The following is an 11,896-nucleotide window of genomic DNA, read 5'->3' as shown; positions in this document are numbered from 1 at the left end:
TTTTATTTCTGTATCATTTTTCCATAACTTTTGTTTTAAGGACATGTCTATTACTTTAACAGAAAACATTGGCTATGTAGATGCTCCTATTACTACCCACCGAGGTTTTGAAATGCGTCCCGACATCCGCAATAATCAGCGCGTTATTTTGGATGACCGAGAGCGTGCTTTTGATTTATGGCAGCGTGTGTCAAATTATATCCCCAACACCATTGGTAGATGGCATCCAGTTGGGCTGAATGAGCGTTTTCGTTTCTATCGCTACGATCCAGGTCAGAGGTTTGCACCTCACCATGATGGTGCTTATCGACGAACTAATGGTGAGGAAAGTTTATTGACTTTCATGATTTATCTGAATGAAGGCTTTGAAGGCGGCGAAACCCGCTTTTATCTTCCTCAATATTACCAAGATTTATCTAATCTAGCTGTGCTTCCAGTAACAGGTATGGCTTTGTGTTTTGTCCACGAACTAGTACATGAGGGCGCTACTATTATCCAGGGGCGAAAGTACGTCTTGCGATCGGATGTTATGTACAGTCAATAGTCGAGAAAGTGATTAACCAGCAAAATCAACAAAACTTAATCTAACTCCCGACGGCCTTCCAACGCCCTCGCCAAAGTAACTTCATCTGCGTACTCCAAATCGCCACCAACAGGTAAACCAAAAGCAATCCGTGTCACCTTGGTAAATGGTTTCAATAGCTGACCGATATACAGGGTTGTTGTCTCCCCTTCTACACTCGGACTAATTGCCAGAATTACTTCTTGAGGTTTTTGCTGATTCACGCGGCGCTGCAAAGCTAGTATATTTAGCTGATCTGGGCCAATTCCATCAATTGGCGAAATCACCCCGCCCAAAACGTGATACTTGCCTTTGTATTCGCGGGTTTTTTCTAATGCAATCACATCACGAGGATCTGCAACAACACAGATAGTGTTATTGTCACGGTTGGCATTGCGGCAAATTTCACAAACAGGTTCAGCAGATAAGTGAAAGCAAACAGAACACAAGCCTATCTGTTTTTTTGCCTCAACTAAAGCTTGTGCCAAAGCTTCTACTTCTGCTTCTGGTCGCTTCAAAATATGCAAAGCCAGTCGTTGGGCACTTTTGGGGCCAACTCCCGGTAGGCGTTGCAATTGTTCAATTAACCGTGCTAAAGGGCGTGCGTAAACCGTTGTCTTGTCTCCAGAATGTTTTCACTCTAACTATGATGACATTTTTTGAGTACTTCCATCAGGCACAACACTTCTAACTCGCGATCGCTTAGTACAGCATTTCATTAATTTGTAGCAAATTAAATTTCGCAATACCTTACAATGCCAATGCATCCCCTTGCAATGTTAATGCGTGCCTCTGCAATGCCATTGCATCCCCTTGCAATGTTCCAAATTGCTTTCATCCTTAGTTTTCAAACACGCCCTAGCAAAAACTTATCCTAACCACTCAGGATTTTTGGCTGTACCATCAAATTGGTTAGTGGTTTTAAACAGTTCATACTGACCTTTGAGAGCAGCTTGGCGAGTCCGATTCAGTAATGCTCTAACTTGTTCCTGACTCATGGGTGTAAAAGTACGTACTGCCTCGAAAGCCTGGTTTAAGATAGGCATACTTTCAATGCCTGTAATCACCGTTGAAGTTGGCAGATTCATCGCGTAATGCAGACATTCGATAGGTTTGACCACATTGCTTTTGAGGATATTTTGGTCGCCCATTGATTTCATCCCCAGTACAGCAATTCCGTCTTCAACCAGTCTGGGTAAAACTTGCTTTTCAAAACTGCGGAAATGGGCATCCATAACATTTAACGGCATCTGCACTGCATCAAAACGGAAGTTGTTTTGATTGGCAACTTCCAACATTCTCAGGTGTACTAAAGGGTCTTTGTGTCCAGTAAAGCCTATGTAGCGAATCTTGCCAGCTTTTTGTGCTTCCACAACTGCTTCCATCGCACCACCAGGGGCAAAAATCCGGTCTGGGTCTTCCATGCGAATAACTTCATGATGCTGCAACAAATCAATGTGGTCTGTTTGCAAACGTTTTAAAGATTCATCAATTTGTTTGGCAGCAGCCGCCTTTGTGCGACCGTCGATTTTAGTCATCAGAAAAGCTTTTTGACGATAACCATTTTGCAGAGCTTTACCCATGCGAATTTCGCTACCTCCATTATGGTAATCCCAGCAATTGTCCATAAAATTAATCCCGCGATCGAGAGCAGTACGGATCAGATTAATACCCTCTTGTTCATCTTTTGGTCTACCAATATGATGACCACCTAGACCAATTACAGATATTTGTTCTTTGGTGCGTCCTAGTTGCCTGTAGAGCATTTCCCCTTTTTTACTCTGGAGTGGGGTAGACTGATTTTGTGCTAAAACCTGTTTGGTTAAACCTTGTAAAGCAAATACCCCGGCTCCACCTAAACCAGAAGCAGAAACTACCTTCAATAAATTTCGTCTGCTAATATCCACAAATTTATCCTTTGACCGCAATATGAGAACTTTCTTTCATAGCTTTGCATGGAGCAAAATTCGTTGCTTCTAACTCTTGAAGGATAAAAGCAGTGAAGTAGAGATAGATTTTTGATAGAGGGAAGGTAATAGAAAAATATTTTATCGTTGTGTAAGTAGAGGAAGCATTGGAGACATCGGCAGCAGAGAAAAAATCTGATAGTTGTATTCCCGCTCTCGTTTCAGTAGTTCAAATGTCAACTGCAACACAAGACTTTAGTCCGAAAGTTTTCTTGGAGAATTGTTTCTAAATTTTGGCAAATATTATTTGTATTGCTAAATATTTCTTGCAAGATTTTTAAACACAGGACTTACGCAAAAATAGCCAAAAAGCTTAATTTATCGAACCACCAAAACGCCTTCGCGTTCACTTTAGCGTCTCTGAAAGAGAAGCGTCTCGTAGAGAAGAACACCAATAGTTCGTAGAGTTTGCGTAAGTCCTAAAACATTTAGTGCGTGGTTCAAGAGTTGATAAAATCGAGAAAATTTATTTAGAAAAATTGTAATTTTAAAAATGATTGCGATAATACGTTTAGGTAAATCAAACCTATTTATCTTAAACTATTAAAGTTCCCCGTACTAAACATAAGTAGAGTCAATGACTGCTTCATCACCAGAAAATTTAATCAGTTCATCAAGTACTCATACTTTAGATATAGCTAGACAAGAGTATCAATATAACTACATCCATATTCCATCAATTGCAATGCTAGATCGGCTTTCTATTGCCGAAGAGTTCACCACGAACTGGTATTTTTTATTAGCCCAGCAGTTACGAATTGTGTTTATTAATACCTTGATTGTCAACAGAGGCAATCAAGGTTCTAAATCGATTCGTGATGATGTCGAAAAGTTTATTTTAGAAGCCTTGCTCAAGGGAGCAGTACCAGTAAAAATCACCATTCTGGCAAGAATCTTGCAAATTATCCCTCAGTTTTTACTCAAAGGCATCTCTAAGGATGTTAGAGAACTCGACGATCTTTTTTATTCTATTTTGAAAGAAAACGGACTTGTGATCCTCAGAGATGCTCTAAATAGGATAATTAACCTTCTATACGAAGGACAGCCGACAGGACATGCAACCAGTCTCAAAGACTACGAAAATTTGTTTCAAGTGATTGGTGTGCCAGCGATCGCCAAAACTTACCAAGAAGATGAAGTATTTGCCTACATGCGAGTGGCTGGCTACAATCCCGTCACGATCGCGCGAGTAACTACTTTAGGCGATCGCTTCCCAGTCACAGAGGAACATTACCAAGGCGTGATGGGAACTGACGATTCATTAGCAGCAGCCGGACTTGAAGGCAGGCTTTACTTAGCTGACTATAAAATTTTAGATGGTGCGGTCAACGGTACATTCCCACACGAGCAAAAATATCTCTATGCTCCCCTAGCACTGTTTGCCTTACCCAAAGGCTCAGACCCCACCCGTTTATTGCGTCCGATAGCCATCCAATGCGGTCAAACCCCAGGCCCAGATTATCCAATTGTTACCCCTAACTCCGGTAAATACGCTTGGCTTTTTGCCAAAACAATAGTCCAAATAGCAGATGCCAACTACCACGAAGCTGTTACTCATCTAGCAAGAACTCACTTGTTGATTGGTGCTTTTGCGATCGCCACCGCAAGACAACTGCCACTCACCCATCCCTTAAGAATTCTACTACACCCGCATTTTGACAGCACTTTGGCAATTAACGATGCCGCTCAACGGATTCTCATAGCTCCAGGCGGTGGTGTCGATAGATTACTCTCATCATCAATCGATAACTCTCGCGTTTTAGCAGTGCTAGCCTTGCAAAGCTATGGTTTTAACAGCGCCATCTTACCTAAGCAATTCCAACAGCGCGGTGTAGACGATCCCAACCTCTTGCCCGTTTATCCTTACCGGGATGATGCCCTACTAGTCTGGAATGCAATTCATCAATGGGTTTCAGACTACCTGAACCTTTACTACCCTACCGATGAAGACATTCAGAAAGATACAGCCTTGCAAGCGTGGGCAGCCGAAATCCCAGCTTACGATGGTGGTCGCATCCCCGATTTTGGCGAAGATGGAGGCATCAAAACGCTCAATTACCTGATTGATGCCACTACGCTGATTATTTTCACTGCCAGCGCCCAACACGCTGCGGTTAACTTTCCGCAAAAAGATTTTATGGGCTACGCCGCAGCCATACCATTGGCAGGTTATTTACCAGCCTCAACTCTCAAAAGAGAAGTTACTGAGCAAGACTACCTCAATTTGCTCCCTCCCTTAGATCAGGCGCAACGGCAATACAACCTACTCAGCTTATTGGGGTCTGTGTACTACAACAAGCTGGGCGATTATCAGCAAGGATACTTTACAGACCAAAAAGTAAAACCATTGCTACAAGCATTCCAGAGCAATCTTCAGCAGGTAGAAGATACCATCAAGCAACGTAATTTACACCGTCCACCCTATGAGTATCTACTTCCTTCTAAAATTCCTCAGAGCATCAATATCTGAATTAGGGACAAATGACCAATGACCAATGACCAATGACAAATGACAAATGACCCAAAATAAATACTATGACACTTAAAGATAAAGTCCTCAAAGGTCACGATCGCCAGCTTTGGCTTGCACCTATACTAGCCAAAGTAGGTTACGATACTGCGATCGGTAAGTTTCTGCGCTTGATTTTTTATTACATGGATGCGTCAATCATGCTCAATGCATGGCGGGACTTTCTCTACATCCGTAAAGACAATATTGGAGACAAGTATTTTGCAGTAGACCAAGCAATTATGCATTCCTCTCACTCGCAGGTAAGAGAACTAATGCAAACCCAACCACAACTGCGAGGAAATGATTTAGGCATCATCAGAATATTAGCTCCTAGCTACTTGCTCGATAACCCTCTGAGCTTGGGAACAAACGGTAACGAACACACAGGACTACGTACTGTAATCTTACAAGCTTTACCAGAACCGTCAGGGCAGATAGACTTTTTAGGGAATCTAGTTGAGCAAAGGCTGTTAGAGGCTGCTAAACAAGGCAAATTACACATCGGCAATGATTTGCCAAAGATCATGCTGTCGAGTTTGCATCAACTGGTTTTTCAGATATCTTTATCTGAGGAAGAAATCACAGCATCCGATAGTTACATTAAAAATTTGGCTCTTGCATCCTTGCCTAATTTTATCAGCAAGTATCTGCTGGCAATATTAACAGCGCCAAAAATTCGGCATCGTCAATATTTAATTAACCGATATAAACAATCACCTAAATGGGCATCTTACTTTGAAACAGGCGCTCAGTATCAGTTGAACGAACACCAAATTGCTAATACCCTTTTCGATATGATTCATATCGCCGGAACTGCCGGCACGAGTGCGCTTTTAGGATCTGTGATTGGTGTTCTTTGCTTAGATAATACTCTCAGAAATAATGTAGTGTCAGAGGTTAATGCAGTCTGGAATGGCAAGAAAACTTTAGACTCAGACGCTCTAGAAAAGTTAACACTTCTCAATCAAGTGATTTTAGAAACGGCTCGTCTCTATCCACCTGTGCGATTTGTTAGCCAACTCACCACTGAAGGGGGTGAAGTTGAGATTGGAAAACAAAAATGTCCATTCCAAAAAGGTACTCGCTTGCTTGGCTCTATTCTTACAGCTAATCGGGATGCCAATAGATACCAAAATCCAGATGATTTTGACCTAACACGAAATTTTTCAGATATCTTATCTTGGAACGGCGAAGGGCATGAGCGAGCCTGTCCTGGTACATCCTTATCAATTGGCTTTATCAAAATTTTCTGTTTACATCTGTTCCACAACTATCAATGGGACTCAATTACAGAAGTCAAGTGGGATTTTGAAAAAGTGACTGCCGTTACTCCTAATAATTTAGTACTACAAGGTTTTGCTCAACGACTGTAAGTAAGGGATTTCCAGTAGGGACACACAGCTGTCATTAGTGTCAACTTAAGCTGAAACTCCTTTAAAACCTCGTTTCTAGCCTCTAGCTAGAAATGCACTTCAATTGGGCTGCTGCCGCCAGCAAGGGAGGCGGAGCCTCTAGGACGGCATTCCCAGTCGGAGACTGGGAACGAGACAACGAGACAACGAGACAATATCTAAAAGCTTGTTATATGCTGGCTTTCACGTTAAGTTGACACCAATGCACATCTAGTGAAACCCTACTTCTCATGCGGAATTATAATTTGGTAATTGTTCTGGATTTTTGAGTTGATTTTACTCTTTTTCTAGCGCCAGATTACTCATCTTTTCTCTGACTCGGTTTGTTAAAAATTTAGGTATTCTTTTAGCCGAAAGGAAGTAATTACAAATTATATGGCTGAATTAATTGAAAAGAAGCAACTTAATAATATTGCAACCTGGATGATTCCAATTAGAGAAACAAACTTACCATCTGTCCTTAAAGGTGTGTTTTTTATGGATGGCAATCCACTGCCAGATACTTGCATTACTATGTACAATTTAGAATGGGATATACAGAATAGGACTTTGCTTTTACCGATCTTCGCTCCGTTACAATGGACTTTTCATGACTCGATTGCTGGCTGGATATTACTACGTTCAATTCAATGGTTTAGAATAAGTTACAAAATTCAGTTTGAAGATGAAACTTTGCAACAAGCTCAAGTCACACCTATTTTTCTAGGAATATCAGTTCCAAAATCGATTGTCAGTTTCACAATGTCCCAAGACAAAAATTATCTCAATGGAGATATTTGGCACAGAAAGAATATTTGGTTTGGCGGACTTTCTCGGGCTGGTGAGTATACTCTTCGTAGGGTTGTTGATAAAGATGGTTCTTATACTCCTGCTTTTAACAATATGCTTACCAGAGTCCAAAATGAATGTTTAGTAGTTGAACGCCACTCAAATTGAGCCGAATCATGTTAGTCAGCTAAGGCTTAGAGCCTTGTCGCTCTCCCATCACTAACTTTTGTCACGTTCCAGATTAAGCAAGTAGTAAATAACTAAACGATCCAGATTAGCTACTCAATTTAATTTCAAAGAGAACCTATCAATTAGTTATACCATTTTGAAAAATGATTGCGACACATGGATTCACACCAAGCCAGACGCACCAAGGCAATTCCCAATCCAAAATCTAAAATCCAAAATCTAAAATGGTATTAGCTATTATACGCGAATATCAAAAATTCAGTGCCTTCATAGATGAACTCTGCCATCTTGCACATACCCATCTTTTGATGTGCTTGAAGTGATGCTTTGTTGTTTGCCTTGATGAACAGTATTCCTTCCCGCTTTGGTAGCAAATCTTTCAACTTAGCAAACATTTTTGCAGCAATACCTTGCCCACGCATAGTTTCATCAACACAAATAGGGCCATACAAGTAAGCATCTTTTGTACCAGGATAGGTTTGTAACATCACCTTTATAATTGGTAGATTAACAGTTGTCTTTGACCAACTGAGTAAGAATCCTACAACTTGACCATTTTTTCGGGCTACAACGCTTGGCATTTGAGAGATAGTCATCATCACAGCCTCTGGTTCAAGATGACCTAACAACATACCACCATGTTCTGCGTCATTGGCTTGGGCCAACTTGACGATTCCACTAACATCACTGGGGGTGGCACGGTCGATCGCTACATCATTGAGACACATACCTGGTTAATATAAATAGGAGAAAGACTTGGAGCAAAAGAATTTTCTTTTAGAAGAATAACAGAGAATAACGCTTTGGGGAACGCATTGCAGAGGCAACTAAACGTTAGGTGAAGTAGCTTTTGATACTTTTATTTGTTTGTAGCACTCTTGTATCTGACAAAAATTCAAAGAGTTAAAGTTGCACCAAAGTAGCGATCGCATGAAACAAGCAGTACACTGCTACTATGCCAACCAAAACTTCTAAAGTGCAAAGTGCGTAGGCGTAGCCTAACCTAAGCATCGCTGTCTTTTCTACTAGTAAGAGTGCTTTTCTAATGGGAATACTTTATATATAGTAATTCCAACAAATAGAACTCCTGTAGTATGAGCTACTGTACCAATATTGATTGCCTACGTCCACAAAATTCTGACAGTTCTCGTTTTTGCAATAGTTGTGGTCAGGAATTATTACTTAAACAGCGATATCGTCCACTCACAGTCATTGGAAGCGGTGGCTTTGGTAGAACGTTTTTAGCTATTGATGAACATCTTCCAGATCGACCCAAATGTGCAATCAAACAACTATGTTTTCAAAAGGAAAATACTGAGATTTGGCACAAGGCTGTCAATTTATTTCATCAAGAAGCCCTTCGTCTCAATGAACTAGAACACTGTCAAATACCCAAATTACTAGCGCACTTTGAACAAAATCAAAAGTTTTATATCGTTGAAGAATTAGTAGATGGACAAACACTCGCCCAGGAATTACAAAAACAGGGCGTTTTTCAAGAACCGCAAATTTGGGAGATATTAAAAAGTTTATTGCTTACATTGCAATTTATCCATTCCCGACAAGTAATCCACCGAGATATTAAACCGGAAAATATTATGCGCCGTTCAAGTCGAGGAGACCTGGTATTAATCGATTTCGGAGTTGCTAAATTCGCCAATAGCATGAAGCAACTTCGTACAGGCACCATAGTAGGTAGCCCAGAATATATCGCTCCCGAACAAATGCGAGGAAAAACATTGCCAGCCAGCGATCTTTACAGTTTGGGTGTAACATGTATTTACTTACTTACCAATGTTTCTCCCTTTGATTTGTTCGATATTGCTAGCGATCGCTGGGTATGGCAAGAACATTTACCAGCATTCAATACTGTTAGCGTTTACCTCTGTGAAATCTTAGATAAACTTTTACAAAATGCCGTTTCGCAACGCTTCCAATCGGCAACAGAAGTTTTACAGATACTGGAGCAACAACCAAAGAAATTGCTAAATTTTTCTAATTATCGTACAGTAAATACTATTGATTGTACGCATTTGCGTGATTTATTAGCAAAGGGAAAATGGGAATCAGCAGATAAAGAAACTTGGGAACTAATATGTCAAGCGCTAGCAAAGCCTAAAGGTAGCTATATATTTAGTAGCGATCTTGAAAAACTTCCCTGTGAAGATTTGCAAACCATTGACCTTTTATGGGTGAATTATAGTCATAAACGCTTTGGTTTTAGCATACAGACACTTATTTACAAAAACGTCAATGGCGACTATGGAATTTTTTGCAATCAAGTTGGTTGGCATATATACAATTATAGTTCTGCCAATTCGGAATTCAATTTTAGTCTCAAAGCACCAATCGGTCATTTACCCTCACGTCTTTGGATTGGTGGTTCTCAACTGTGGCGCTACCCCAATGCTTTAACTGTAAAATTAGCAGCTTGTGGTATTAGTTAGTTTTGATAAAAAAATTGTTGAATAAGATTACTAATAAACTCCTAGTTTGTAGTGAGCGATTCATCGCTCAAAGCAACGATAATTAGGACTAAAGTCCTCTCTACAAACTTTAATTGATTTACGTCTAGCTATTTATAACTTAACAGTGAGCTTTGTCGATCGCTCTTCATCTTTATGCCCCAGGTATCGCTCCCTCAATCGTTCTATCCACACCTACCTCTCACCGCTCTTGCGCCCATGCAGGATGTGACAAACCTCTGGTTTATGAAGGTGATTGCTCACTATGGCAGTCCTGACTACTTTTTCACCGAATATTTCCGCGTCAATGATACTTCACGGCTCAATCGTGGCATTTTAGCAGCCATCACCGAAAACGACACAGGTCGTCCCGTTTTTGCGCAAATGATTGGCGAAAGCATTCCAGATTTAGTCAGAACAGCGAAGGAACTTTGCAACTATAATATCGCTGGAGTTGACTTGAACATGGGCTGTCCAGCACCTAGAATTTATCGCAAAAATGTTGGAGGTGGATTGCTGCTCTTACCGGAAAAAGTGGATCGGATTTTGGGAGAACTACGGCAAGCAGTTAGCGATCGCCCTTTGACTGTCAAGATGCGCGTAGGCTTTGAAAATACAGATAATTTTTACAAAATTCTAGATATAATCAATCGCCACAGCATTGATTTGCTCTCTTTACATGGTCGCACCGTCAAAGATATGTACCACGGGGCAGTGAAATATGATTTAATCGCTGAAGCAGTTAGACGAGTCGATTGTCCAGTGCTGGCTAATGGCAATATCAACTCAGCGACGACTGCTGTTGAAGTGCTTTCTCAAACGGGCGCGGCGGGTGTGATGGTGGGACGCTGGGCGATCGGGAATCCTTGGATTTTTAATCAAATTCGGCAAGCTTTGCGAAAAGAACCGATCGCGCCCGTTCCTTTGGCGGAGGTACGCAACTATATTGATCGTTTATGGCAAACCCCCACAGCAGCAAATATGCCAGAGCGATCGCGCGTCGGCTATCTGAAAATGTTCCTCAACTACATTGCTCTGAGTGTTGACACTGAAGGTCATTTTTTACGCTTGATGCGACATACTTCTACTGAGGCAGAACTGTTTAACTTGTGCGATCGCGTTCTCCTTACCGATCTGACAAAAACTTTAGCCCTAGCACCTTCTTTGAGCGTGTGATATCGGGCGTTGTCGATTTGGTTGTGATTTATGGTAAATTCAACCGCTTGCGCGCACCAAATCGAAATAAGTTATCTGGCAATATTGCTTTTAAGCGAGGCAACCATTGTGCCTCATTGCCAACACGATAGCGTAATCGTGGCGACCGACTACGAGCAGCAAATAGAATCGTCTGTGCGACTTTTTCCGGATCGTCGCCTTGTGCAATTGCTTGACTAACAGTTGAGCGAATCACATCGCGTACATTGTCGTAATCAGCGTAATTTAATGTGGATGACAACATGGCGTGGTTGAAGTTGGTCTTAAAGTAACCAGGCTCAATTAAAGATATTTTAATATTGAAAGGGTCTAGTTCCACGCTCAATGCTTCACTATAACCTTCGAGTGCAAACTTACTTGCACTGTAAAAACCTTGGCCTGGTGCGCCAATCAATCCCGCCACTGAACTGATATTAATAATATGCCCACTACGCTGCTGTCTCATAACTGGTAAAACAGCATTGCTAACTCGGACAACACCCCAAAAGTTAGTATCAAAAACCTCCTTGGCTTGTTCTAAAGAAGTTTCTTCAATCATGCTGGCATGAATTTGTCCAGCATTGTTAATCACTAAATCAATGCGATTAGTCCGTGCAAGCAACTGTTTGATACATGATTGGACTGAAGACTCAGAGGTAACATCGAGTGTCAACATTTCCACATCTTGTACAGTTGGATGTTCCTTGCGACTAGTACCGAAGACCCAGTAACCTTCTTGAGCAAGCTTTTGAGCAGTTAATTGCCCAAATCCAGATGATGCTCCTGTTACTAACACGACCTTTTTATCAGTCATCGGTTCTCCTTTT

The 11,896-nt window shown here is 41.2% G+C and carries 10 protein-coding genes; 6 read left to right on the top strand and 4 right to left on the bottom strand.

The features are described 5' to 3' along the window. Window positions 1–43 precede the first annotated feature (43 nt). A complete protein-coding gene (locus tag RMX89_RS03385) occupies window positions 44–544 on the top strand; it encodes a 2OG-Fe(II) oxygenase (protein WP_322687917.1) in 501 nt (166 codons plus the stop codon). A 35-nt stretch (window positions 545–579) separates the two neighbouring features. Here the strand turns inward: RMX89_RS03385 and recR are convergent, their stop codons facing one another. Together recR and RMX89_RS03375 are read right to left on the bottom strand one after the other, a co-directional pair. Beyond that, window positions 580–1,137: a recombination mediator RecR gene (gene recR, locus RMX89_RS03380; RefSeq protein ID WP_322687916.1), complete on the bottom strand. Its 558-nt coding sequence runs from the start codon at window positions 1,135–1,137 to the stop codon at window positions 580–582. 294 nt (window positions 1,138–1,431) lie between these two features. Continuing rightward, window positions 1,432–2,469, bottom strand: coding sequence for an aldo/keto reductase (locus RMX89_RS03375; RefSeq protein ID WP_322687915.1), 1,038 nt, complete (start codon window positions 2,467–2,469; stop codon window positions 1,432–1,434). A 637-nt stretch (window positions 2,470–3,106) separates the two neighbouring features. On the opposite strand from RMX89_RS03375, the gene RMX89_RS03370 reads away from it, so the two are divergent. From RMX89_RS03370 to RMX89_RS03360, 3 genes are all read left to right on the top strand, one after another. Beyond that, on the top strand, window positions 3,107–4,999 hold the full coding sequence (locus RMX89_RS03370) for a lipoxygenase family protein (RefSeq protein WP_322687914.1): 1,893 nt from the start codon (window positions 3,107–3,109) through the stop codon (window positions 4,997–4,999). Between the two features lie 65 nt (window positions 5,000–5,064). Continuing rightward, the gene (locus tag RMX89_RS03365; protein WP_322687913.1) at window positions 5,065–6,414 is read left to right on the top strand and encodes a cytochrome P450; all 1,350 of its coding nucleotides are present in this window, start codon (window positions 5,065–5,067) and stop codon (window positions 6,412–6,414) included. Between the two features lie 414 nt (window positions 6,415–6,828). Further along, the gene (locus RMX89_RS03360) at window positions 6,829–7,389 is read left to right on the top strand and encodes a hypothetical protein (RefSeq protein WP_322687912.1); all 561 of its coding nucleotides are present in this window, start codon (window positions 6,829–6,831) and stop codon (window positions 7,387–7,389) included. Between the two features lie 251 nt (window positions 7,390–7,640). On the opposite strand, the gene RMX89_RS03355 is transcribed toward RMX89_RS03360, so the two are convergent. After that, window positions 7,641–8,138 (bottom strand): GNAT family N-acetyltransferase, encoded by a 498-nt coding sequence (locus tag RMX89_RS03355; RefSeq protein WP_322687911.1) that lies wholly within the window; start codon window positions 8,136–8,138, stop codon window positions 7,641–7,643. Window positions 8,139–8,504: 366 nt separating this feature from the next. On the opposite strand from RMX89_RS03355, the gene RMX89_RS03350 reads away from it, so the two are divergent. Next, window positions 8,505–9,857: a serine/threonine-protein kinase gene (locus RMX89_RS03350; protein WP_322687910.1), complete on the top strand. Its 1,353-nt coding sequence runs from the start codon at window positions 8,505–8,507 to the stop codon at window positions 9,855–9,857. A 174-nt stretch (window positions 9,858–10,031) separates the two neighbouring features. Next, entirely contained in the window at window positions 10,032–11,051 is a 1,020-nt protein-coding gene (locus tag RMX89_RS03345) for a tRNA-dihydrouridine synthase family protein (RefSeq protein WP_322683423.1), read from the top strand. A gap of 28 nt (window positions 11,052–11,079) precedes the next feature. Here the strand turns inward: RMX89_RS03345 and RMX89_RS03340 are convergent, their stop codons facing one another. Continuing rightward, window positions 11,080–11,883, bottom strand: a complete 804-nt coding sequence (locus tag RMX89_RS03340; RefSeq protein ID WP_322683422.1) for an oxidoreductase — start codon at window positions 11,881–11,883, stop codon at window positions 11,080–11,082. Window positions 11,884–11,896 lie beyond the last annotated feature (13 nt).

It is taken from the genome of Nostoc sp. DedSLP04, assembly GCF_034530775.1.
Lineage (GTDB): Bacteria > Cyanobacteriota > Cyanobacteriia > Cyanobacteriales > Nostocaceae > Nostoc.
The sequence above is the reverse complement of the archived record's forward strand: the minus strand, read 5'-3'. Positions and strand labels throughout refer to the sequence as shown.

Bases quoted from the DNA above. Each gene is read 5' to 3' on its own strand.
- RMX89_RS03385 (WP_322687917.1), top strand. From the start codon at position 44: ATGTCTATTACTTTAACAGAAAACATTGGCTATGTAGATGCTCCTATT.
- RMX89_RS03370 (WP_322687914.1), top strand. From the start codon at position 3,107: ATGACTGCTTCATCACCAGAAAATTTAATCAGTTCATCAAGTACTCAT.
- RMX89_RS03365 (WP_322687913.1), top strand. From the start codon at position 5,065: ATGACACTTAAAGATAAAGTCCTCAAAGGTCACGATCGCCAGCTTTGG.
- RMX89_RS03360 (WP_322687912.1), top strand. From the start codon at position 6,829: ATGGCTGAATTAATTGAAAAGAAGCAACTTAATAATATTGCAACCTGG.
- RMX89_RS03355 (WP_322687911.1), bottom strand. From the start codon at position 8,138: ATGTGTCTCAATGATGTAGCGATCGACCGTGCCACCCCCAGTGATGTT.
- RMX89_RS03350 (WP_322687910.1), top strand. From the start codon at position 8,505: ATGAGCTACTGTACCAATATTGATTGCCTACGTCCACAAAATTCTGAC.
- RMX89_RS03345 (WP_322683423.1), top strand. From the start codon at position 10,032: ATGCCCCAGGTATCGCTCCCTCAATCGTTCTATCCACACCTACCTCTC.
- RMX89_RS03340 (WP_322683422.1), bottom strand. From the start codon at position 11,883: ATGACTGATAAAAAGGTCGTGTTAGTAACAGGAGCATCATCTGGATTT.